This window comes from Neisseria sp. HMSC068C12, assembly GCF_001814095.1.
Classification (GTDB): Bacteria; Pseudomonadota; Gammaproteobacteria; order Burkholderiales; family Neisseriaceae; genus Neisseria; species Neisseria perflava.
The window spans coordinates 45,419-67,782 of sequence record NZ_KV814783.1; the positions used below are offsets into that span (position 1 = coordinate 45,419).

The window sequence follows — 22,364 nt, forward strand, 5'->3', positions numbered from 1 at the left end:
GGGGAAGATGCCCGACCGACAAGACTATGCAAAATATGAAAAACCAAGTACGCGGATCAGGCATGGATGCCCGATCCAACCCAGCCAATGTTTCAGACGGCCTGCAAAACAGTTCGGGCCATATCGGTGCCAACACGCGCTACCGCCTGACCAAGCTCGGCGAACAAATGGCACGCCTGCCCATCGACCCGAAAATCGCGCGCATTTTGTTGGCGGCGAAGAAACACGACTGCATGGCGGAAATACTGGTGATTGCGTCCGCGCTGTCGATTCAAGACCCGCGCGAGCGGCCGCTGGAGGCGCGCGATGCCGCGGCTAAGGCGCATGAACGCTTTACCGACAAGCAATCCGACTTTCTTGCCTATCTGAATATTTGGGACAGCTTCCAGCGCGAGCGCGACAAAGGTTTGTCCAACAAGCAGCTGGTGCAGTGGTGTCGTCAATATTTCCTGTCGCACCTGCGTATGCGCGAATGGCGCGAGCTACACCACCAGCTTGCCCAAACCGCGATTGAAATGGGTTTGACCACCAAAGAAGCCGCGTTTCGACAACCTCCTTCCCAAGAGCAATTAAGGCCGTCTGAAAGCCAAGGCGACCAAGATTTGGCGGCAAAGCTCAAACAAAAACAACTGGACAAGAAACAACACCGCGCCCAAATCCGTGCCGCCAAAGAAGCCGGCTACGAACAAATCCACCGCGCCCTGCTGACCGGCCTTATCGCCAACGTCGGCATGAAATCGCCCGATGGCAACGACTACACCGGCGCGCGCGGCAGCCGCTTCCACCTTTTCCCGGCATCAGCCCTGTTCAAAGCCAAGCCCAAATGGGTGATGGCGGCAGAATTGGTTGAAACCACGCGCCTTTACGCGCGTGACGTCGCCGTTATCCAGCCCGAATGGATAGAGCAGGAAGCGCCGCACCTCGTCCGCTACCATTATTTCGAGCCGCACTGGGAGCAAAAACGCGGCGAAGTCGTCGCCAGCGAACGCGTTACGCTTTACGGCCTGACCGCATTGCCGCGCCGCCTCGTGTCTTACGGCAAAGTTGCGCCCGAAGAAGCGCGCGAAATCTTTATCCGCGGCGCATTGGTGGCGCAGGAAAGCAATCTTCAGACGGCCTTTTTTGCCCACAATAAAAAGCTGATTAAAGAAATTACCGAACTCGAACACAAATCGCGCAAGCAAGACGTATTGGTCGATGACGAAGCCCTGTTTGCGTTTTATAACGAACGCCTGCCCGAGTTGGTGTGGAAAGACGCGAAAGGCGGCATTTGGGGAAGCGAAGAGGGCGGACAAACCCAGTCGGACAAGACAGCCGATCAAAACGGACAAGCAAACCGGCGCAACGCAGGACGCGTGGCGCAAGCCGCGCACGCAGATTCCAAAGATGAGAACAACCGCGAGCGTGAACCGAGTTCACATACCCGACAAAATGTTTCAGACGACCCTAAACCTAAAAAGCAGCCAGCATCTCAAAAAGGCCGTCTGAAACCTTTGCCTCTTGCCGATATCCGTACCTTTGAAGCCTGGCTCAAAACCGCCGAGCGCGACAATCCGCGCCTGCTGTTCCTCAGCCGCGACGATCTGATGCAACACGCCGCCGCGCACATTACCGAAGAGCAGTTCCCCAAATTCTGGCAAACCGCAGACGGCAAGTTCAAACTTTCCTACCGCTTCGAGCCGCACCATCCGCTCGACGGCGTGACCATGACTGTGCCGCTGACCGTCCTCAACCGCCTGCACGCGCCGTCGCTCGAATGGCTGGTGCCCGGTATGTTGCGCGAAAAAATCCAGCTGCTGATTAAAGCCCTGCCGAAGCAAATCCGCCGCATTTGCGTGCCCGTACCCGATTTCATCACCAAATTCCTCGAAAGCAATCCCGACCGCCAAGCGGCCATCATTCCCCAGTTGGCGCACTTTATCGCCAAAAGCGCCGGCGATATGCGGATTTTCGAGCAAATCGACCAAGACGCATGGGCGGCGCAAGAATTGCCCGAACACTGCTATCTGAATCTGCGCATTATCGACGATGGCGGACAAGAGCTTGCCGGCGGCCGCAAACTGCACGAATTGCAACAACAGCTCGGCCAAGCCGCCGCCGTTACCTTTCGCGACAACACCCAAGAATTCGAGCGCGACAACGTTACCACATGGGACATCGGCACCCTGCCCGAATCCATCAAATTCGCCCGTGGCAAACAACAGCTTACCGGCTACCTCGGCCTGCAAAAAGAAAAAGACGGCCGCATCGCCCTGCGCCTGTTCGACACGTCTGCCGCTGCCGAACAAGCCCACCGATTAGGCGTGATCGAACTCATGAAACTACAACTAAAAGAACAAGTTAAAGACCTGAATAAAGGCATCCAAGGCTTCACCCAAGCCGCCATGCTGCTCAAACACATCAACGCCGACACCCTGCGCGACGACCTCATCCAAGCCGTCTGTGACCGCGCCTTTATCGGCGAAGACGAGCTGCCGCGCAACGAAAAAGCTTTCAAAGAACAAATCAAACGCGCCCGCAGCCGCCTGCCCGCCGTCAAAGAAGCCCTCAGCCGCTACTTGCAGGAAACCGCCGCCGCCTACGCCGAACTCAACAGCAAACTCGGCAAACACCCGCTCACCCACCTCCTGCAACAACACCTGCAAACCCTGCTCGCCGCCGGCTTCGCCACCCGCACCCCGTGGGCACAATGGCCGCGCCTCCCCATCTATCTCAAAGCCATGACCCTGCGCCTCGAAAAATACAGCGGCAACCCCGCCCGCGACGCAGCCCGCGAAGCCGATATTCAAGAGCTGGAAAATATGTGGGCAGAGAAAGTGAATGCGCTGGTAAAACAAAGATTAACCGTTTCAGACGACCTTGCTGCGTTTCGTTGGCAGATTGAAGAACTGCGCGTATCATTGTTCGCTCAGGAGTTGAAAACACCGTATCCGGTATCAACTAAACGTTTATCAAAATATTTTGAAAAATATTAAAGGAGTAATTAAAAATATGGATGAAAAACAAACTGGTGCATGGCTAATTCATCATACACATAAGCTAAATGCAATTTCCAACGAACTACCAGAATATGAAGATATAAAAACTGCTGGAAAGGCTGGGATGTTATTATCTGCTATTTCAGCGACAGAGGAGCAAACTATTTCTATTAAAAACGCAAGACTTTTAGCTAATCTTGCTTCGATTTCTAAATTAGAGTTTGAACCAATTATTGAGATTTTAAAAAAGCAACAGCTTATTGATAGCAGTAATACTGAACTTAGAATTCTAGGCTTATCAAGCCATAGTATCTTACAGCACACTTCAGAAATTTTTCATAATAACCAACCTTCTAGCATTCAAATAGCTGCCCTGGAACTTGCAGAGGAAGCTTCTATCTCACCAAAGACAGAAAATGATGTTTTTGAAAAATTATCTGATGAATATAAGATTAGTACCAATGATGTTGAATGTTTATTAATTGATTCCAAGCAAATAGGTTTTGTTGATACCGAAATAATTGGCGATAACACATTATTTTTTAACGGTAATTTATTCAGAAGAAATGAGATTTCAAAAATATCCGCCGTACTACAAAGTTTAACCTCAGAAGAAGCAACAAAATTCAAAGAACTAAATGAGAAATTAGATCAATTTGGCTGTATATCTTTTAATGATATGAAGCAAATTTTAGGAGATTATTTATGCGAGAAAATTGTTTCTGTAGGCTTGATTGATGTTAGTTTTATTTCAAATGAAAAAGGACGTATTGGCTTTGTAACAAAACCATCAGCGTTTAATAAATTTGTTAGTCCTATGATTGATGATGTATTTGATTTAGCAAAGACATTTATTAGTGCATTGACTTATGGAATGAGAGAAAGTAATTATTCTAGAGGAAAAATTACTCAAGTGGATGCGTTATTAAGAAAGTTAATTGAAGGGAAAGAAGTTGGTCCAGTTAAGGCGATAGGCAATGACTATAGATTATTAGAATTTAAAGGAGTTATTAAAGTAATACCTACAAAGAATAATTATAATCAAGAAGTTTATAAAATGCGACTGTTAAAAAGGGAGGTAGGGGAGCTGGCGTTAGAAGTTCTGACTACGGGGTCTGCTAATGAATATTCTCTAAAATTATCTCAAAAAGACGAGGCTATTACTCAAAATACTATTAAACGATTTGATGCACCTGAAACAAATCGTGTATTAATGAGAAAGAAACAAATTGAGAATACTCCCAAAGCTACTAACGATATTTTGCTAAGTTTGAGAACAGGAAACTTGTAATGGCTACTAAGGGCATGAAAGCAGAAGAATTGCTAAGATATTATTTCTTAAAGTCAGGATATTTTGTTGTTAGAGGTGTTCCATATCAATATGATGGATTTGATATTACAGATATTGATCTGTTTTTATACGGGCGAACTTCTGCTTTCTCTAGAGAAAAAATTATTGTAGATATAAAAAATAAGAAAACACCACAAGCATTGGAGAGAATTTTTTGGACAAAAGGTTTACAACAGGCATTAGGTGTTGATAAAGCTATTGTTGCAACAACAGAAAATCGTCTTTCGATTGTTAAGTATGGGAAAGAGCAAAATGTTGTCGTGCTGAATAAAGATTTTTTAAGAAGGATTGATAAATACGAATCAGAATATAAGAATAATAGATTAACAGATGAAGAATTTTATAATTTAATCAATAGTTATTCATTACAAAGGTTAGATGGGGATTGGAAGGGAAAAATTCGTACTGCAAAAAAATTAATACCTCTTGGTATGAGTTTTGATCATATTAATCATTGGTTAGAAACCGCTAGATTTTTTGCGGAACAATCGATTACAAATATTCAATATGCAGAGATTTCTCTTAGATGTTTATATTTAATTTGTTCATTTATCTCAATTGGCATAGATTATAAAATGTTAGATGTTTCCTTTTCTGAAAGATCTGAAAAATTGAAATATTTAGATGAGGGGTTTAGATATGGATCATATGGAAGTGCTGGAATAAATAAGATAATTCAAACGTCTATTAAATTGGTGGATAGCATTCCAAATGGAGCAGGGATTGCTAATCAAATTAGAGAGCATCTTGAAACAGGTTTCAATGATGACAAGTTTGGAATATTATCTGATTATTTTTCTAGAATAGATGTTAGTAAAAATTTATTTCATTTAGCAAGAACTTTTGAGCAATTAGCCATGAGTAAGATATTTGTTCATCATTCATCAAATATAGATGTAAAAAGTATGTTATTTCTATTGCTAGATTTTTGGGGGATTTCCCGCACTAAATTTGAAAATACATCATTATAAAAAAACGCCCGCTTGGTCGGCAGCGTACTGCACCATGCGGCGGACTACGGCGATTACCCCTGCCACCGCGTGGTCAATGCGTCAGGGCGTTTGGTGCCGGGTTGGGCGGCGCAGCAAGCCGTAGCCTGCAACCGCGTGCGTGCCTTTGGGCACACACCCTACTTGCAATCCCACAAAACCCGTCTGTAGGGTGTGTGCGGTACGCACGCACGCGGTCTTTTAAAAATGTTCTTTCCAATCAAACCAAAGGCCGTCTGAAAGTATTTCCCAACTTTCAGACGGCCTTTTTATATTCATATTTCTGTTTATTTTTCCAACCGTGCAATCAGTTCATCAGCTAAGTCCAGATAAGCTTGGGTGCCTTTGGCGTGGGCGTCGTAGGCGAGGGCGGGGAGGCCGTGGCTGGGGGCTTCGGCGAGGCGGATGTTGCGGGGGATGACGGTGTCGAAGAGTAGGTTGCCGAAGTGTTGTTTGAGCTGTTCGCTGACTTCGACGACGAGGCGGCTGCGGCTGTCGTACATGGTGCGGACGATGCCGGTTACGTCAAGGTTGGGGTTGATGGCTTGGCGGATTTTGCGGACGGTGGCCACTAAGTCGGAAATGCCTTCGAGGGCGTAGTATTCGCAAAGCATGGGGACGATGACGCCGTTGGCGGCGACCAGGCCGTTGAGGGTGAGCAGGGTCAGGGACGGGGGGCAGTCGATGAGGACGTAGTCGTAGTCGTCGGCAACGAGCTGCAGGGCGTTTTTGAGGCGGATTTCGCGTGCGATTTCTTGGACGAGTTCGACTTCTGCGCCGGCCAGTGTGCGGTTGGCGCCCAATACGTCGTAGCCGCCTTCCTTGCTGCGGACGACGGCGTTGGGGATGTCGGTTTCGCCGAGGACAACTTGGTAAACGCCGTTTTCGATGGTGGCTTTGTTGATGCCGCTTCCTGTGGTGGCGTTGCCTTGGGGGTCGAGGTCGACGACGAGGACGCGGCGGCCTTTGGAGGCCAGGGAGGCGGCTAGGTTGACGGTGGTGGTGGTTTTGCCGACTCCGCCTTTTTGGTTGGCGACGGCGAGGATTTGTGCGCTCATGTGCTTTGCTGTCGTGTTAAGTGTGGATGGCTGGATTGTACCGTTATTCGGTATGCTTGGGTTGTTTTCAGACGGCCTTTTTGCGGATGATGACGATATGGCGTTCGGCATTGAGTTGGGGGACGTGCAATGCTTCGACTTTTTCGACGGCGACACTTTCGGGCAGTTTGTCGATTTCTTCTTGCGGGTATACGCCTTTCATGGCCGCCCAGTAGCCGCCGTCTTTGAGGAGGTGCTCTGTCCAGTTGACAAAGTCGGCGAGTTCGGCAAAGGCGCGGCTGGTGATAACGTCGGCGCGGCAGTCGGCGGCGGCTTCTACGCGGCCGCTGATGACGCGGACGTTTTTTAGGCCGAGTTCGATGACGGCTTGTTGCAGAAAGGCGGTTTTTTTGGTGTTGGCATCGAGGAGGGTGATGTCGAGGTCGGGACGGCAGATGGCGGTGGGTATGCCGGGCTGTCCGCCGCCGGAGCCGACGTCGAGCATGGTTTGCGCGTGTTCGATGTAGGGCAGGAGGGTCAGGCTGTCGAGCAGGTGATGGCTGACGGTTTGGGCGGGATCGCGCAGGGCGGTCAGGTTGTAGGTTTTGTTCCACTTTTGCAGCAGGGCGGCATAGTCTAGAAGTTTGGCCTGTTTGGCTTCGTCGATGTCCAAACCCAGTGCCTGTATGCCGTCGCGGAGCTGTTGCGCCTGATTCATTTGTTATTCCTTATTGGTTAAAACGCGTTGGATGTAATGGTAACGGAAAGCATGCCGTCTGAAAATGTTTGTGCCTGTTGAATCAACGTTTCATCTTGTGAAAGACGATGGGCTGCTCCGGCGCGCGCGTGAGCTGTTTGGGCAGGGCCAGCATGGCGATGATCCATACGGAGAGGGTGTAGTAGAACACGCCTTGCCCACGCAAGCCTGCCAATGCGGCATTGCCTAAGATGGCTTCAAAAATCAATCCTGCCGCCGCCGAGGCACACGCTGCGACCCCGGCAAGGAAGATGGCGTAACGCGAATGCCGGCGCATCATTTTTTTATACGCCAGCTTAGTCAGTCCGCCGGCAATCGGCAGGTTGAGGAAGGCAAACATGCCGCAGACGAACCATGCGACGGAATCCTGCCAGCCGCTTTGCCATGCCCATGCGCCGTCTTTGACCGTGACCAGCAGTCCTTGGCCGTCTGAAAAGGCGATTTGCACGATATTGTGCAATATCATCGCCAACGGCAGGGTGAGGAACATCAGTGCGACCAATAGGGGGCGGTAGGGTTTTTCTTGTGTCAGATACATGGCGGTTTGCCTTGTTGTGGGATAAGTCGAAATGATAGCAGATTGGCGGTTGATTCACGTTTGTTAGCGCTGAAATTGCTGACAAAAACGGTCAATTAAAAAAGAAATGAAAAATTCTTTTTTCTTGGCAAACGTTGGCGGATAAAGGTTAAGAAAACGTTTTCAGATGGCCTAGTCTCTTATTTTTATATGAACCGAACAGAAAATCTTTGCATTTCTCCGTAAAATCTACTAAATTCTCAATAACATATTATAAAGACCTGAAATCTGGAACCCAAACCGAAACTGCCTTCCGCCATTTACGCTCGGAAACTCAGCAGGCAACAAAAGTTTCATGCACAACAAAAATACAAAATAATTCCTCTGAAATCAGTTGTTTATAATGATAGATAACCACAAGGCAAACCATGCCTGACTTTAGTAGGAGTAAAACCATGGCTGAAGCAACCGATGTCGTATTAGTAGGCGGCGGCATTATGAGCGCCACTTTGGGCGTATTGCTCAAAGAACTCGAACCATCTTGGGAAATCACCCTGATCGAACGCTTGGAAGATGTAGCGTTGGAATCATCAAATGCATGGAACAATGCCGGTACGGGACACTCTGCGCTGTGTGAATTGAACTATGCGCCCCTGACTGCCGATGGCACGATTGATCCGACCCGCGCCCTCAATATTGCCGAACAATTCCATATCAGCCGCCAATTTTGGGCGACTTTGGTCGAAGAAGGCAAACTGACCGACCGCACTTTCATCAATTCCGTCCCCCATATGTCGCTGGTGATGAACGCCGACCATTGCAGTTATCTGCAAAAACGTTTCGACGTGTTCAAAAACCAAAAACTCTTTGAAAAAATGGAGTTTTCTACCGACCGCGCCAAAATTGCCGAATGGGCGCCGCTGGTTATCAACGGCCGTGATGAAAACCAATCCATCGCCGCCAACTACTCCGCCGAAGGCACGGACGTCGATTTCGGCAGCCTGACCCGCCAGATGGTCAAATACTTGAGCGACAAAGGCGTAAAAATCAAATTCAACCGCCATGTCGACGACCTCAACCGCGAATCGGACGGCGCATGGGTGCTGAAAACCAGCAGCACCAAAGACGATGACGACCCGTTGACACTCCGCACCCGTTTCGTCTTCCTCGGCGCAGGCGGCGGCGCACTGACCCTGCTGCAAAAATCCGGTATCCCCGAAGGCAAAGGCTACGGCGGCTTTCCGGTTTCCGGCCTCTTCTTCCGCAACAGCAATCCCGAAACGGCCGCGCAACACAACGCCAAAGTGTACGGCCAAGCCTCCGTCGGCGCGCCCCCAATGTCCGTTCCGCACTTGGATACCCGCAACGTGGACGGCCAACGCCATTTGATGTTCGGCCCGTATGCAGGCTTCCGCCCCAACTTCCTCAAACAAGGCTCGCTCATGGATTTGCCGATGTCCATCCACATGGACAACCTCTACCCCATGCTCCGCGCCGGTTGGGACAATATGCCGCTGACCAAATACCTCTTGGGCGAATTGCGCAAAACCAAAGAAGAACGCTTCGCCTCGCTGCTCGACTACTATCCCGAAGCCAATCCTGACGATTGGGAACTGATTACCGCCGGTCAGCGTGTGCAGATCATCAAAAAAGACCCGAAAAAAGGCGGCGTACTCCAATTCGGTACCGAAATCGTCGCCCATGCCGACGGCTCGCTGGCCGCATTGCTGGGCGCGTCTCCCGGTGCATCGACAGCAGTTCCGCTGATGATCAGACTTGTTCACCAATGCTTCCCCGATCATGCCGAATCATGGTCAGGCCGTCTGAAAGAATTGGTGCCCGGTTACGGCATCAAGCTGAACGACAATCCGTCTTTGGCGGACGAAATCATCAGCCACAACGCGACCGTTTTGGGCATTCATCACTAAATTGAAGCAAGCACAAAGGCGGGCATTCTTGCCCGCCTTTTTTCAAACCATTAAAATAACGGCATTCAGGCCGTCTGAAACCTAATCGGCAACGGCATGTTGCACGATTTAAACCCGAAAATCAGCTCAGTAGAAAAACGCCATGACCGATATTCTCAACAAAATCCTTGCCACCAAAGCAGAAGAAGTGGCCGCTCAAAAAGCCTCCGTTTCCTTGGAAGACATCAAAGCCCAAGCGCAGGCAGCCGCGCCGGTTCGCAGCTTTATCGGCTCGATCCGTGAAAAACACGCGCAAAACCTGCCCGCCATTATTGCCGAAGTCAAAAAAGCCAGCCCGAGCAAAGGTCTGATCCGCCCTGATTTTCATCCTGCCGAAATCGCCGCCGCCTATGAAAAAGCCGGCGCGGCCTGTTTGTCCGTGTTGACGGACGAACCTTACTTCCAAGGCTCGCCCGAATATTTGAAACAGGCGCGTGCGGCCGTGGCGCTGCCGGTCTTGCGTAAAGATTTCATCATCGACGAATACCAAATCTATCAGGCGCGCGCGTGGGGTGCGGATGCAATTCTCCTGATTGCCGCCGCACTGGAAGCCGGGCAGCTTGAGCGTTTTGAAGCCGTTGCCCACGAATTGGGCATGACTGTATTGTTGGAATTGCACGATGCGTCCGAGCTGGAAAAATGCCGCAACATGACCACGCCGTTGTGGGGCGTCAACAACCGCAACCTGCGTACGTTTGAAGTGACCCTGCAACAAACCCTTGACCTTTTGCCCGAATTAAACGGCAAAACCGTTGTCACCGAAAGTGGCATCCGCAACAAAGAAGACGTCGATTTCATGCGCGGCCACGGCGTGCATACTTTCCTGATCGGCGAAACCTTTATGCGTGCCGACGACATCGAAGCCGAAGTTAAAAAACTGTTCTAAACCCTAAAAAACATCAGGCCGTCTGAATTTTCAGACGGCCTGAATCCATTGGAGACGAGAAAAAATGTTTACCGTACAGCGCATTTACGCCTATCAACCCGATTCTAAACAAACCGCCGTCTTTATTGACCGCCTCTATCCGCGCGGCGTCCATAAAGAAGTTTTCGCCACTACGCTTTGGCTGAAAGACATTACACCCAGCGCAAACCTGCGCCGCTGGTATCATGAAAATCCGGCTCAAAATTTTGACGGTTTTGTCAGCCGTTATCACGAAGAGCTGCAAGGCGATGCCGAGCAGGCCGCCATCAAGCGGCTGCTGGATTTGGAAAAACAGCATGGCAATATCTTGTTGCTGACCGCCGTCAAAGACCCCCGACATTCCCACGTCTCCGCACTGGCTCAATTTTTGGGTGCAACGTTTGAATATCGCGATTAAAAAACAGTATTTGCACCGGATACAAAAAGGCCGTCTGAAAACAAGGTTTCAGACGGCCTGCTATTTTCAAATCAAGAAGGATAACGGTGTGCCACCAATTTTCCGTCTATGTATTCGCCGATATAGACTTGCGAGGCTTCAAGGTGGAGGCGGTCGAGTTCTTGTTGCAGCCACTCTTCGTCACGCTTAATGATTTCGAGGATGTCGGGGTCGACTTGGCCGTCTGTAATCAGCGGATAGCGCAGGCTTTCGTCGCCGTACTTAATGACGGCGAGCTGGCCGTTTTGTTCCATCACGGCGCGTTTGACGGCAGAGATTTCGTAGATGCCGGCGGCGCGGAGTTTGAACATGAGGTCGTGCGCGCTGATGCCGTTTTTCATACATTCTTCTGCTTGGACTTCGCCGTTGACGATGATCCAAACGGATTTACCGTCAATCACGGATTTGACCCAGTGGTTGTGGTTTTTGATGAATTTCAGGCTTAAGACCAACAACGTCCACAAAATCAGTACGAGGAAAAATTGCAACAGGCCGACGCTGTCGCTGTAAATCAGGCCGCCGATGATGCCGCCGAGTACAAAGTTTTGTACTTGATCCATGGCGGAGGTCGGCGCGAGGTTGCCTTTGCCTAAGAGGTTGATTTGCAAAATCAAACCTAAAAAACCCATCAGCAGTTTGAGGGCGAGCAGGGAGTATGCTTCCATGTGTGTGTATCCTGTTATTCTTTATCGATGAGTTCGATATTGTTGTTGACCAAATTGATGGGCGTCAGCGTGTAGGCGGAGAAGTCTTGATTGAAATGGACTTCGTAGTATTGGTTTTTAATGCCGATAATCATGCCGTTGAACAGGCGCGTGCTGTTGACGATGATGTCTTGTTTTTCAACTTTTTGGTTTTCAATCAAAGCATTGAGAAAACCCACCATGCGCGAAGTGTCGGCGGCAAAGTTTTGACGCTCGCTGTACGAAAGATATTGCGTGCCGCAGATGAGGATGAGCAACAGCAGCGCAATAATGCTCAGGTCGCGGTATTTGGTGTCCATGCGGTGGCGCAGGTATTGCGATACGGCGAGCAGGAGGATGACGAGGGCGGCGAAAATCAGGATGTATTTCAAGTAGTCGTTGAAATACATATGATTTTCAAGATAAAAGTGAGAAAAGAATTTCATGGTATTTGATAAATTTGGGAAGGGTAATAAGGCCGTCTGAAACTTAAATTTCAGACGGCCTTGTCTATTAAACAAGGATGTTGCGTTAAGTTTTCAAAATAGGGTGTTTTTAAAGCGGTATCAGTTGATAAATCCGTCGTCTTTCATTTTCTTTTCGGCAAAATACTGGCCGATGACCAGTAAGCTGGCCAGAATGATAATGAAAAGACCGGCCATGGTCAGGGAGATTTTGAAAAACAAATCGGCGTCGATAAAGGCAAACCACAGTTGCAAAATCAAGAGCAACACCCAGCCGACGAACAATCCGAGACAGGCATAGACGCCGAGCTTAAACACGTTCTTTTTCCAAAATGACGACGTAGGCTTCACGCACGAAAAACAGCAGCATGCGGCGCTGGTCTTTTTCCATGGTAACGACCTTCCAGCCTTGCGAAGCGTGGCTGTTGAGGAAATCGCTGAATTTGACCGGATTGATTTTGGCGCTGCCGAAAATCAAGCTGGAAAGCAGGTTCTCTTGATAAATGACGGCTTTATATTCTTTCATTTTATTCCTTTAAAATAAGGGGGCCTTAAGACCCCCTATGATTCTACTCTTTATTGTTCAACTGCGGCAATACGGAACCTTCGCCCAAGGACAACAAACCGCTTTGCGAGTAAATACCCAGTTTGGCGCGGGTGTCGGTGATGTCGAGGTTGCGCATGGTCAGTTGGCCGATGCGGTCGAGCGGGGTGAATGCGGCGTCTTCAACTTTTTCCATGCTCAGGCGTTCGGGTTGGTAGGTCAGGTTGGGCGATTCGGTGTTCAGAATCGAATAGTCGTTGCCGCGGCGCAGTTCGAGGGTAACTTCGCCGGTAATGGCTTTGGCAACCCAGCGTTGTGCGGTTTCGCGCAACATGAGGGCTTGGCTGTCAAACCAGCGGCCTTGGTAGAGCAGTCGGCCGAGACGCAGGCCGTTGATGCGGTATTGTTCGATGGTGTCTTCGTTGTGGATACCGGTCACCAAACGCTCGTAGGCGATGTGGAATAATGCCATGCCCGGGGCTTCGTAGATGCCGCGCGATTTGGCTTCGATGATGCGGTTTTCGATTTGGTCGCTCATGCCCAAACCGTGGCGTCCGCCGATGCGGTTGGCTTCGAGGAAGAGTTCGACGGGGTCGGCGTATTCTTTGCCGTTTAATGCAACCGGCACGCCTTCTTCAAAGCGCACGCTGACTTCTTCGGGTTTGACTTCGACGTTTTCGTCCCAGAAGGCAACGCCCATGATGGGCTTAACGATCTTGATGCCGCTGTTGAGGAATTCCAAATCTTTGGCTTCATGCGTTGCGCCGAGCATATTGGAGTCGGTGGAATAGGCTTTTTCAACCGACATTTTGTAGTTGAAGCCGTTGGCAATCAGAAATTCGCTCATTTCGTGACGGCCGCCGAGTTCGTCGATAAATTGTTGATCGAGCCAAGGTTTGTAGATTTTCAACGCGGGATTGGTCAAGAGGCCGTAGCGGTAGAAACGCTCGATGTCGTTGCCTTTGTAGGTGCTGCCGTCGCCCCAGATATTCACATCGTCTTCTTTCATGGCGGAAACGAGCATGGTGCCGGTCACGGCGCGGCCCAAAGGCGTGGTGTTGAAATAGGCGATGCCGCCGGTGGAAACGTGGAACGCGCCGCATTGGATGGCGGCGATGCCTTCATGCGCTAGTTGTGCGCGGCAGTCGATTAGGCGGGCGTTTTCCGCACCGTATTCCATCGCTTTTTTGGGAATGGCATTGTAGTCGTCTTCGTCGGGCTGGCCGAGGTTGGCAGTGTAGGCATAAGGCAGCGCGCCTTTGAGTTTCATCCACAGCAGCGCGGCAGAGGTATCAAGGCCGCCGGAGAAGGCGATGCCGACTTTTTGACCGACGGGGAGATTTTGTAAAATGGTATGGTTTTGGCTCATGGGAATTTCTCCAGACTTGAAAAGTTGAAACCATTATCTTATAAATGGAATACATTGTCAGCAATAGGCCGTCTGAATGTTCGGAAGGCCGTATTAAAGAAACCTCATCATGAACGCTTTTAACCTCATTATCATCGGCGATGAAATCCTGCACGGCAGCCGCCAAGACAAGCATTTCGCCTTTTTCAAATCTTTATTGGAATCGCACGGGCTGAAACTCAATCAGGTGCAATATCTGCCCGACGAACCCGAATTGCTGGTCAAACAGCTGCGCCGCAGCTTTTCAGACGGCCTGCCGACTTTCGTTACCGGCGGCATCGGCTCTACACCTGACGACCATACGCGCCAAGCCGCAGCGGCTGCTTTGGATTTGCCCGTTATCCGCCATCCTGAAGCCGCCAAGTTTATCGAAGGCGTAACCCTGAAACGCGGCGAGCCGCTCGATTCGCCGGAACACGCCCAGCGTCTGAAAATGGCGGATTTTCCCGAAGGCGCGGAATTGGTACCCAATCCGTTTAACAACATCGCCGGATTTTCCATCCGCGAGCATTATTTCTTCCCCGGCTTCCCCGTGATGGCGCACCCGATGGCCGAATGGGTATTGGAAACTTATTACGCCGACCGCTTCAACCAAACCGAACGCGGCAGCCGCAGCGTGTATGTGTTCGACCAACCCGAATCGCGCATTACGCCGATTATGGAACATCTTGAGCGTACCTACGCCGGTATCCGTTCGTACAGCCTGCCCACCGTGGGCCGTACCGCTTCAGACGGCCGTTATATTCCGCCGCATATCGAGTTCGGCATCAAAGCGGAAGGCGAGGCATGCCGCTTGCTGGATGCGGCGTGGGCAGATGCGTTGCAGGGTTTGCAGGCGATTGGCGCGACTTTGAAAGAAACGGTGGAATAATGCACTTGTCTCCAGCCCAAGCCAAACGCGCACTGGCTTTCGCTTCTTTGCTGTTTTTACCGCCGACCCTCGTTATCGGCATTTGGCTGGCGCAATATGGCGGCTTCGCTTTCGAGCCGCCGCTGATGCACGCCGTCCATGCCCACGCGGGCACATGGTTTGACCCGATTGCCACCGTGTTGCACTATCTGGGCAAAACCGCGATTGCCGTGCCGCTAATCGGCGCGGTTGCCGCCGCCCTGTATTTCGCCGATAAGAAGCGCGAAGCACTGTTTTGCGTGTTGGCGGCATTGGTGCCGACTGTGAACATGCTGATTGTGAAGGTTTGGTTTGCCCGCGAACGCCCACTGCTTTGGCCGCGCCTAATTGAAGAGAGCAATTTTTCCTTCCCCAGCGGCCACAGTACGTTTTCCGCCGCCATTGCCGTCATGCTGATATTGCTTTGCCGCCGCACGCGCTACCGCCGCGCCGCTTGGGTGGCCGGTATTGCCTTTGCCCTGTTGACCGGGTTTTCACGCATTTATTTGGGCGTGCATTATCCCACCGATGTTTGGGCAGGTTGGACAAACGGCACGCTGACTGCCTTGCTGGTGTATATGCTTATCTTCAGGCCGTCTGAAAAACAGAAGAAATAAACTATGAATATACGTTTGCCCAACACACCTTATTGGCTCAGAAACGGCCACGCCGACACCCTGTTTGCCAAGTTGCTGCAAGGCAAGGCGCCCGACTACCGCCGCGAGCTTTTGCCCGACAGTACCGGCAAAACCCAAGTTGCCTACGATTTTGTCGATAGTGCCAATCCCGATGCGCCGTTGGTGGTTTTGTTTCACGGACTGGAAGGCAGCAGCGAGAGCCATTACGCGGTCGAGTTGATGAAAGCCGTGCAGCAGCGCGGTTGGAACGGCGTGGTTGCCCATTTCCGCAGTTGCGGCGGCATCGCAAACACCGCGCCCGTGTTCTACCACCTCGGCGATACGACTGAAATCGCCTTTATGCTCAACACGCTGGCCCGGCGCTATTCAACCATTTACGCCGTCGGCGTTTCTTTGGGGGGCAATGCCTTGGCCAAATATCTGGGCGAGCAGGGCAGCAATGCCGTTCCGCGTGCTTCTGCCGTCGTTTCCGCGCCGGTCGATGCCGTGGCGGCCGGTACGCGTTTTGATCAGGGCATGACGCGACTGATTTACACGCGTTATTTTTTGAATTCGCTGCTGCCGAAAGCCCGAGCGATTCCTCAGTTTCAGACGGCCTTGAGCCGGCAAAACTGCAAAACGCTTGGCGATTTTGACGACCGCTTTACCGCGCCGCTTCACGGTTTTGCCGACCGCCACGATTACTACCGCCGCAATTCCTGCAAGCCATTTCTGAAAGGCGTGGATACACCGTTGCTGCTGCTCAATGCCGTCAACGACCCCTTCCTGCCGCCGGAAGCCCTGCCGACCGGGCGGGACGTGTCCTCGGCCGTTACGCTGCTGCAACCGGCATACGGCGGGCATGTCGGCTTTGTCAGTCGCGATTGGGGCCGTCTGAATCTGCAATGGCTGCCGCAAACGGTGTTGGATTATTTCAAACAGTATCAGCCGTAAATGAAAAAGGGCATGTATGCGACATGCCCTTAGTGTGCAGAAAGTAAAAAGGCCGTCTGAAAACGAATTTCAGACGGCCTTTTGAATGGCTTGATTATTTGCCTTTGTTGTCGGCTTTGGCTTCTTTTTTCAGAGAAGCGTACAACTCAGGGTCGCGGTTTTTCAGCAGGGAAGCAACGGCCAAGTCGTCACGGTTGACTTTAGCTAAATCTACGCGCTCGATATGTACCAAACGCAGCAATTCGCGTACAGGTTTAGGCATATTGCGGCCGGATTCGTAACGGGAACCACCGGATTGAGTCACACCAATGCGGCTCCAGAAGTCCATTTGGTTCAGGCCGAGTTTTTTACGGATATCGCGGATGTTTTCAATTTTTTCGAACGATTTCATGAATCTTCCTTATTGTGGTATTTGTTGCATGCCTCTAGGCATAAAAATGGGTCTGCAAGAATGCCGGCATCCCTTTTCCTGTAGGCTTTTGGGGTGATATGTGGGCGTATTGCAAATGACTGATCTAGATAATTAGACAGTATATTCGAAAGAAGTTTGCCGCTGTTTGCCATAATTTGTGTAAATATTTCTTAATTCATTATTTCGTATAATTTTTGGCATATAAATCATCAAATTATGCGATTATCTTAAATATGGCGTGGGCAAATTTTTACACAACTAAACAATTCATTATGGGTAAAAACTTAATTTTGAGCTTTTATTCGGTTTGACGGGTCGGGAAAACGGATAAATTTCAGGCCGTCTGAATCTGTATTTTCAGACGGCCTGAAAATTTTTCAAGTTTAAGGCTTGCCGGTGGCAGGGCTGATGGTGAGGATTTCGTAGCCGGTTTCGGTAACCAAGACTTCGTGTTCCCATTGGGCGGAAAGGGAGCGGTCTTTGGTGACCACTGTCCAACCGTCGTTCAGGATGCGCAGGTGGCGTTTGCCTTGGTTGATCATCGGCTCGATGGTAAAAATCATACCCGGTTTGAGGACGAGGCCCTGACCTTTGCGGCCGTAGTGGACCACTTGCGGCGCTTCGTGGAAACCGCGGCCGATGCCGTGGCCGCAGAATTCTTGAACTACGGAGTAGCCGGCATTTTCGGCAACCTGTTGGCAGGCATAGCCGACATCGCCGAGGGTGGCGCCGGGTTTGACTGCTTCGATACCCGCCATCATGGAGGCGTGGGTCACGTCGATCAGGCGCTGGGCAATCGGGGAGACTTTGCCAACGGTAAACATGCGGCTGGAATCGCCGTGGAAGCCGTCTTTTTTAATGGTCAGGTCGATGTTGACGATGTCGCCTTCTTTCAGCGGCTTGTCATCGGGAATGCCGTGGCAGATGACGTGGTTGACGGAGGTACAGCAGGATTTCGGGTAGGGCGGGTTGCCGTAGTTGAGGGGGGCGGGATAACCGCCTTGAACGTTGACGTGGTAATCGTAAACGAGTTTGTCGATTTCGTTGGTGGTGACGCCGGGTTTGACGAATTGGCCGATGTAATCGAGGGCTTCGGCGACCAAGCGGCCGAGTTCGCGCATTTTTTCGATTTCTTCGGGGGTTTTGATGATGACTTTGTCCATGAGGTTTCCTTCTTGTTTCAGACGGCATGGGGGCCGTCTGAACGGGACGGGTGTGCCGTCTGTTTAAAACAGGTTGTCGAGATTGTCTTTATTGCGCGGTTTGGCTTGTGGTTTGGCCTCAGGTTCGGCTTTGGGAGTCGGTTTGGCCTCAGGCTCGGCTTTGGGAGTCGGTTTGGACTCGGGGGCTTTGGCTTTTGCCGATTTGTTTTCTACCGGCTGGCTGTCTGTTTGAGGTGTGTTTTGAGCGGCAGGGCTGCTGTTGTCGGATTGTGTGTTTTCTGATTTGTCGGCTTCAACGCGTTTGTTTTCTGTGCGTTTGCTGCGGTGTGTAGTGGGGCGGTCGGTTTTTACACCTTCTTCCGCTTTTTCGCCTTTTTCGTCTTGTGGGACGACAGGATTGCCGGAGGCGGTTTTTGCGTCGCCGTCTTTGGCAGGTTGAACGGTTTCAGGTTCGACTGCGCCGTTGGGGCGCCAAACTTCAATGCGTGTGTCGGTTTGTTCGGCAGGGCTTTTTTCTGGTACGTCGGTTTTACCGGAGTTTAGGGTGCTGAATACGCCGGCAACAAGGGCTGCGACGGCGATAAAGCTGACAAGGAATAAAGCGCGGATTAGGTGTTTGGGCTTAAGTTGGAAAGGAGTTTTATTATTCTTTGACATGATGGGTCGGGTAATCGTTGGAGGAATGGCCGTCTGAATATTCAGACGGCCCCGGGTTGCCTGTGAATCAGTTGGCAACGTAGTTTTGATAGAGGGTCACGACTTTTTGTACGCCGACGGTCGTGCTGACTTTTTGGGTCACGCGGGCTTGCTCGTCAGGCGTGAGAATGCCCATCACATAGGTCACGTTGCCGTAAGTCACGATTTTGACGCGTGCTTGGGTGGCCGGGCTGAGGCCCAACAGGGTGGCGCGGACTTTGGATGTACCCCAAGTATCGTTGGTCACATCACCGAACGAACGCGCTTGTGAGGCAACGGTAATGTAGTTGTACACGCCTTCTGCGGCTTGTTCGGAGCGGGCGATGCGTTCAACAAATTGTTTTTCGCCTTCGGTGGCCACTTGGCCGAGCAGGAGCAGGTGGCGGTTGTAGCCGACAACGTTCAGTTTGGGCTTGTAGCCTTGGACTTGGTTGTTTTGGCGCAGGTAGGAGCGTGCGGTGGTTTCGACGCGCAGGGCCATAACGTTGTCGTCGGTTTGCGCACCGGTGGTGCGGCGGTCGACGGCGGATTTGGTGCCGACGGCTGCACCGCCGATCAGTGCGCCGACGCAGCCGCTCAGACTCAGGCTCAAGAGGGTCGCTGTCAGAACGGGGAGGGCGTAGCGTTTGATATTCTTCATATCCTTTTCCTTGGGTATGGACGGGTGGGCGTTCAGACGGCCTCTAAGGGATGGGCCGTCTGAAAAGAAAGGGTTACATGCCTTCAAGCAGGACGGAGTCGATGCAGTCGCACATGGCGTGAATCAGCAAAATATGGTTTTCTTGAATGCGGGCAGTGCGCGGATAAGGGACGTTGAGCAAAACGTCGGTATCTTTGAGCATGGCAGCGATTTTTCCGCCGTCGCGGCCGGTCATGGCGATGACGTGCATGTCGCGCTCGTGTGCGGCTTTGATGGCTTCGATGACGTTGGCGGAATTGCCGGAGGTGGAGATGCCGACCAATACGTCGCCTGCACGTCCGAGTGCGCGCACTTGTTTGCTGAATACATGGTCGAAACCGTAGTCGTTGCCGATGGCGGTCAGGGCGGAGGTGTCTGTCGTCAGCGCGACAGCGGCCAATTCCATGCGTTCTTTTTCAAAACGGCCGGTCATTTCTGCGGCGAAGTGTTGAGCGTCGGCAGCCGAACCACCGTTGCCGCAGGCCAGGATTTTACCGTCGTTCATCAGGCATTGCAGCATCAGCTCGGCAGCCTGTGCGGTCGGCTCGACCAGTACTTTTTCGGCTTCCTGCTTGGCGCGGATGCTCTCGGCAAAATGCGCGGAAACGCGTTCTTGTAATGTTGTCATGAGGTTAACCTGTAATATTTTGAATCCATTCGGGTTGACCGTCGCCTTCAATCAGTACCGCGTCTAGGCGGCAGGGCGCATGGTTTAACCCGTGCTTTTGCAGATAATACTCTACACTTCGTTGCAATTTCAATAATTTGGACGGCGAGATGCTGTATGCGGCACCACCGAAACCTCGGTTTTTGCGGTATTTTACTTCAACAAACACAATCGTACCGCCGTTTTTGACGATTAAATCGATTTCGCCGTAGGCACAATGCCAGTTCCGTGCCAGCAGCGAGCAGCCTTTGGCCTGTAGGAACGCCAGTGCCGCATCTTCGGCCGCCGCCCCCTGTTTGTGGTTTAAGCGCATGAAAAGTTTACCCGTTATATAATCATTGTTTTTAAAGAGACGCCGTTTCAGACGGCCTTGAATCTATGTACACAAAACACCTGCAAAAAGCCGTCGACAGCATCGAAAAACAGATATTATACGTTGTTGCCACACCCATCGGCAATTTAGCCGACATAACGTTGCGCGCACTGGCCGTGCTGCAAAAGGCCGACATTATCTGCGCCGAGGATACCCGTGTTACCGCCCAGCTTTTGAGTGCGTACGGTATTCAGGGCAAACTCGTGAGCGTTCGCGAACACAACGAGCAACAAATGGCCGACAAAATCATCGCCTATCTTTCAGACGGCCTGAGCGTTGCCCAAGTTTCGGATGCGGGTACACCTGCGGTTTGCGATCCCGGTGCGAAACTTGCCGCCCGTGTGCGCGAAGCCGGATTTAAAGTGGTGCCTGTGGTCGGCGCAAGCGCGGTCATGGGGGCGTTGAGCGTGGCCGGTGTGACGGAATCCGATTTTTACTTCAACGGTTTCCTGCCGCCTAAGGCCGGCGAACGCCAAAAGCTGCTGGCCAAATGGGCGGAAGCCGATTTTCCGATTGTGATGTTTGAAACGCCGCACCGTATCGAAGCAAGCCTTGCGGATATGGCTGCACAGTTCCCCGATCGCCGTTTGACTTTGGCGCGTGAAATCACCAAAACATTTGAAACCTTCCTCAGCGGCACGGTTGCCGAAATTCAAGCCGCCCTTAAAAACGACAGCAACCAAACGCGTGGCGAGATGGTGCTGGTGTTGCACCCTGCTGTGAAAGAAAAGCACAGTGATTTGCCCGAGGCGGCACAAAATACCATGAAAATCCTTGCGGCCGAGTTGCCGACCAAACAAGCCGCAGAGCTTGCCGCCAAGATTACCGGCGAGAATAAAAAGGCGCTGTATGATTTGGCTTTGGAATGGAAAAAGCAGGGATAATGGCTGATTGGCAAACCGTATATCAAAAGCCGTCTGAACAATAGATTTCAGACGGCCTTTTTATAATTGGATTTTGGAGGGTTTTAAATTGATCCAATAGGTTCAATACGCTTCTAAGTTTGCGTTTCAGACGGCCTCAATGTTTGGCAAACCTGCTTTAACGCTGCCATGCGCTGCGCAAATATTCGATACAGTCAGTCAGAGCATAAAACGGGGCATTACCGTGATTGGCATTGGGGTAGAGGGTAAAGCGGACATCCGCGCCGAGGTGGTGCAAAGTGCCGGCAAGAATTTTGGCTTGTGCAACCATGCCGCTGCTGGTTTGGTCGGGGCGGTTGTTTCTGCCTTCATGTTCGCCTGCGCCAAGGCGGATGCCGATTCTTTGCGGCAAAGTGTTAGGCAGCCAATCGAGTACGCGGCGGTCTTGCCACCAGATAGACGGTGACACCAGCAAATAATGGCGGAAGCGTTCGGAGCGGGTAAATAGGGAATAGAGGCCGTACAAGGCGCCGAACGAATGGCCGAAGACGGCTTGGTTTTGGGTATCGATGCGGTATTTGCTGTCGAGCAGGACGGAGAGTTCGTCATCGATAAAGCGGCTGAAGCGGTCGGCTTGGCCGTATTGTTTGCGTTCGGATTCGGGCGCGTTATCTGGCAGCGGAGGCGTGTAGTCAAGGGCGCGTTGGCTTAAGTCGCGGATGGTGCCGCCGGTATAGCCGATACCGACAATCAGACAGGCGGCATGGCTTTTGGTGATGGGGTTGATGAGCAGGGATTGCGCCATATTGAGGATGGCGGGGAAAAAGGCATCTCCGTCAAGAATATACAGTACGGGATAGCCGCCTGCCGGACGTTCGCCGAGTGCCGCGGCTTGAATGCGGTAGGTACGGCCGGTGTGGGCGGAAGTAAGGTTGGTTTCTTCGGCTTGCAGCAGGGTTGCGGCTTGCCAGTTGGGACGGATGGGCATGATGGGG

General features: G+C 51.4%; 26 protein-coding genes. 11 read left to right on the forward strand and 15 right to left on the reverse strand.

Going from position 1 to position 22,364, the window contains the following annotated elements; all coding sequences use genetic code 11:
• The first annotated feature begins 26 nt into the window (after positions 1-26).
• Genes HMPREF2952_RS01220 through HMPREF2952_RS11435 form a run of 4 tightly spaced genes read left to right on the forward strand, consistent with a single transcriptional unit; the run spans position 27 to position 5,489 of the window.
• Complete coding sequence (locus tag HMPREF2952_RS01220; protein WP_065424124.1) at positions 27-2,975, forward strand: DUF3418 domain-containing protein; 2,949 nt, start codon at positions 27-29, stop codon at positions 2,973-2,975.
• Between the two features lie 16 nt (positions 2,976-2,991).
• Positions 2,992-4,269, forward strand: a complete 1,278-nt coding sequence (locus HMPREF2952_RS01225; RefSeq protein ID WP_049343718.1) for a hypothetical protein — start codon at positions 2,992-2,994, stop codon at positions 4,267-4,269.
• Positions 4,269-5,300 (forward strand): hypothetical protein, encoded by a 1,032-nt coding sequence (locus HMPREF2952_RS01230; RefSeq protein WP_049343719.1) that lies wholly within the window; start codon positions 4,269-4,271, stop codon positions 5,298-5,300. Before HMPREF2952_RS01225 ends, HMPREF2952_RS01230 begins: the two co-directional genes overlap by 1 nt.
• Positions 5,301-5,312: 12 nt before the next feature.
• Positions 5,313-5,489, forward strand: a complete 177-nt coding sequence (locus HMPREF2952_RS11435; protein WP_239665340.1) for an MGMT family protein — start codon at positions 5,313-5,315, stop codon at positions 5,487-5,489.
• 116 nt (positions 5,490-5,605) lie between these two features.
• Here the strand turns inward: HMPREF2952_RS11435 and HMPREF2952_RS01240 are convergent, their stop codons facing one another.
• The 3 genes from HMPREF2952_RS01240 to HMPREF2952_RS01250 form a co-directional block, all read right to left on the reverse strand.
• Positions 5,606-6,376 carry a ParA family protein gene (locus tag HMPREF2952_RS01240; protein ID WP_070695186.1) on the reverse strand — a complete coding sequence of 257 codons (771 nt, stop codon included), beginning with the start codon at positions 6,374-6,376 and terminating at the stop codon, positions 5,606-5,608.
• 67 nt (positions 6,377-6,443) lie between these two features.
• Positions 6,444-7,073, reverse strand: coding sequence for a 16S rRNA (guanine(527)-N(7))-methyltransferase RsmG (gene rsmG, locus HMPREF2952_RS01245; protein WP_036493627.1), 630 nt, complete (start codon positions 7,071-7,073; stop codon positions 6,444-6,446).
• Positions 7,074-7,155: 82 nt separating this feature from the next.
• Positions 7,156-7,650: a hypothetical protein gene (locus HMPREF2952_RS01250; RefSeq protein WP_070695187.1), complete on the reverse strand. Its 495-nt coding sequence runs from the start codon at positions 7,648-7,650 to the stop codon at positions 7,156-7,158.
• A gap of 434 nt (positions 7,651-8,084) precedes the next feature.
• Here HMPREF2952_RS01250 and HMPREF2952_RS01255 point away from each other — a divergent pair, with 434 nt between their 5' ends.
• The 3 genes from HMPREF2952_RS01255 (at position 8,085) to HMPREF2952_RS01265 (ending at position 10,918) form a co-directional block, all read left to right on the forward strand.
• The gene (locus HMPREF2952_RS01255; protein WP_070695188.1) at positions 8,085-9,557 is read left to right on the forward strand and encodes a malate:quinone oxidoreductase; all 1,473 of its coding nucleotides are present in this window, start codon (positions 8,085-8,087) and stop codon (positions 9,555-9,557) included.
• Between the two features lie 142 nt (positions 9,558-9,699).
• Positions 9,700-10,482, forward strand: coding sequence for an indole-3-glycerol phosphate synthase TrpC (gene trpC, locus HMPREF2952_RS01260; RefSeq protein ID WP_070695189.1), 783 nt, complete (start codon positions 9,700-9,702; stop codon positions 10,480-10,482).
• Positions 10,483-10,546: 64 nt separating this feature from the next.
• Entirely contained in the window at positions 10,547-10,918 is a 372-nt protein-coding gene (locus tag HMPREF2952_RS01265; RefSeq protein WP_049343727.1) for a DUF488 domain-containing protein, read from the forward strand.
• A gap of 71 nt (positions 10,919-10,989) precedes the next feature.
• Here the strand turns inward: HMPREF2952_RS01265 and HMPREF2952_RS01270 are convergent, their stop codons facing one another.
• From HMPREF2952_RS01270 to argG, 5 genes are all read right to left on the reverse strand, one after another.
• The gene (locus HMPREF2952_RS01270; RefSeq protein ID WP_049343728.1) at positions 10,990-11,622 is read right to left on the reverse strand and encodes a DUF421 domain-containing protein; all 633 of its coding nucleotides are present in this window, start codon (positions 11,620-11,622) and stop codon (positions 10,990-10,992) included.
• A 14-nt stretch (positions 11,623-11,636) separates the two neighbouring features.
• Entirely contained in the window at positions 11,637-12,086 is a 450-nt protein-coding gene (locus HMPREF2952_RS01275; protein WP_036493644.1) for a DUF3290 domain-containing protein, read from the reverse strand.
• Positions 12,087-12,206: 120 nt separating this feature from the next.
• On the reverse strand, positions 12,207-12,422 hold the full coding sequence (locus HMPREF2952_RS01280; protein ID WP_070695190.1) for a hypothetical protein: 216 nt from the start codon (positions 12,420-12,422) through the stop codon (positions 12,207-12,209).
• Positions 12,415-12,630 carry a DUF4177 domain-containing protein gene (locus HMPREF2952_RS01285; RefSeq protein WP_036493650.1) on the reverse strand — a complete coding sequence of 72 codons (216 nt, stop codon included), beginning with the start codon at positions 12,628-12,630 and terminating at the stop codon, positions 12,415-12,417. The genes HMPREF2952_RS01280 and HMPREF2952_RS01285 overlap by 8 nt, the downstream gene beginning before the upstream one ends.
• 43 nt (positions 12,631-12,673) lie before the next feature.
• Positions 12,674-14,017, reverse strand: a complete 1,344-nt coding sequence (argG, locus tag HMPREF2952_RS01290; RefSeq protein ID WP_036493659.1) for an argininosuccinate synthase — start codon at positions 14,015-14,017, stop codon at positions 12,674-12,676.
• A gap of 109 nt (positions 14,018-14,126) precedes the next feature.
• Between argG and HMPREF2952_RS01295 the strand changes: the two genes are divergently transcribed.
• From HMPREF2952_RS01295 to HMPREF2952_RS01305, 3 genes are read left to right on the forward strand one after another with little or no spacing between them, the layout of a single operon-like run.
• On the forward strand, positions 14,127-14,927 hold the full coding sequence (locus HMPREF2952_RS01295) for a competence/damage-inducible protein A (RefSeq protein WP_070695191.1): 801 nt from the start codon (positions 14,127-14,129) through the stop codon (positions 14,925-14,927).
• Entirely contained in the window at positions 14,927-15,562 is a 636-nt protein-coding gene (locus HMPREF2952_RS01300; protein ID WP_070695192.1) for a phosphatase PAP2 family protein, read from the forward strand. Before HMPREF2952_RS01295 ends, HMPREF2952_RS01300 begins: the two co-directional genes overlap by 1 nt.
• A 3-nt stretch (positions 15,563-15,565) precedes the next feature.
• Positions 15,566-16,516 (forward strand): YheT family hydrolase, encoded by a 951-nt coding sequence (locus tag HMPREF2952_RS01305; protein WP_070695193.1) that lies wholly within the window; start codon positions 15,566-15,568, stop codon positions 16,514-16,516.
• 94 nt (positions 16,517-16,610) lie between these two features.
• Here HMPREF2952_RS01305 and HMPREF2952_RS01310 read toward each other — a convergent pair whose 3' ends face one another.
• The 6 genes from HMPREF2952_RS01310 to HMPREF2952_RS01335 all read right to left on the reverse strand — a co-directional run bounded on the left by HMPREF2952_RS01310 (position 16,611) and on the right by HMPREF2952_RS01335 (position 20,446).
• Entirely contained in the window at positions 16,611-16,907 is a 297-nt protein-coding gene (locus HMPREF2952_RS01310; RefSeq protein ID WP_003680641.1) for a helix-turn-helix domain-containing protein, read from the reverse strand.
• A gap of 404 nt (positions 16,908-17,311) precedes the next feature.
• Positions 17,312-18,091, reverse strand: a complete 780-nt coding sequence (map, locus tag HMPREF2952_RS01315) for a type I methionyl aminopeptidase (RefSeq protein ID WP_036493672.1) — start codon at positions 18,089-18,091, stop codon at positions 17,312-17,314.
• 63 nt (positions 18,092-18,154) lie between these two features.
• Complete coding sequence (locus tag HMPREF2952_RS01320; RefSeq protein WP_070649309.1) at positions 18,155-18,748, reverse strand: prolipoprotein diacylglyceryl transferase; 594 nt, start codon at positions 18,746-18,748, stop codon at positions 18,155-18,157.
• A 67-nt stretch (positions 18,749-18,815) separates the two neighbouring features.
• Positions 18,816-19,427: a BON domain-containing protein gene (locus HMPREF2952_RS01325; protein WP_070461240.1), complete on the reverse strand. Its 612-nt coding sequence runs from the start codon at positions 19,425-19,427 to the stop codon at positions 18,816-18,818.
• Between the two features lie 73 nt (positions 19,428-19,500).
• A complete protein-coding gene (locus HMPREF2952_RS01330; RefSeq protein ID WP_003749391.1) occupies positions 19,501-20,094 on the reverse strand; it encodes a phosphoheptose isomerase in 594 nt (197 codons plus the stop codon).
• Between the two features lie 4 nt (positions 20,095-20,098).
• Entirely contained in the window at positions 20,099-20,446 is a 348-nt protein-coding gene (locus tag HMPREF2952_RS01335) for a YraN family protein (RefSeq protein WP_070695194.1), read from the reverse strand.
• Positions 20,447-20,511: 65 nt separating this feature from the next.
• Here HMPREF2952_RS01335 and rsmI point away from each other — a divergent pair, with 65 nt between their 5' ends.
• The gene (rsmI, locus tag HMPREF2952_RS01340; protein ID WP_070695195.1) at positions 20,512-21,390 is read left to right on the forward strand and encodes a 16S rRNA (cytidine(1402)-2'-O)-methyltransferase; all 879 of its coding nucleotides are present in this window, start codon (positions 20,512-20,514) and stop codon (positions 21,388-21,390) included.
• Between the two features lie 157 nt (positions 21,391-21,547).
• Here rsmI and HMPREF2952_RS01345 read toward each other — a convergent pair whose 3' ends face one another.
• Positions 21,548-22,357 carry an alpha/beta hydrolase gene (locus tag HMPREF2952_RS01345; protein WP_070695196.1) on the reverse strand — a complete coding sequence of 270 codons (810 nt, stop codon included), beginning with the start codon at positions 22,355-22,357 and terminating at the stop codon, positions 21,548-21,550.
• Positions 22,358-22,364: the final 7 nt, after the last annotated feature.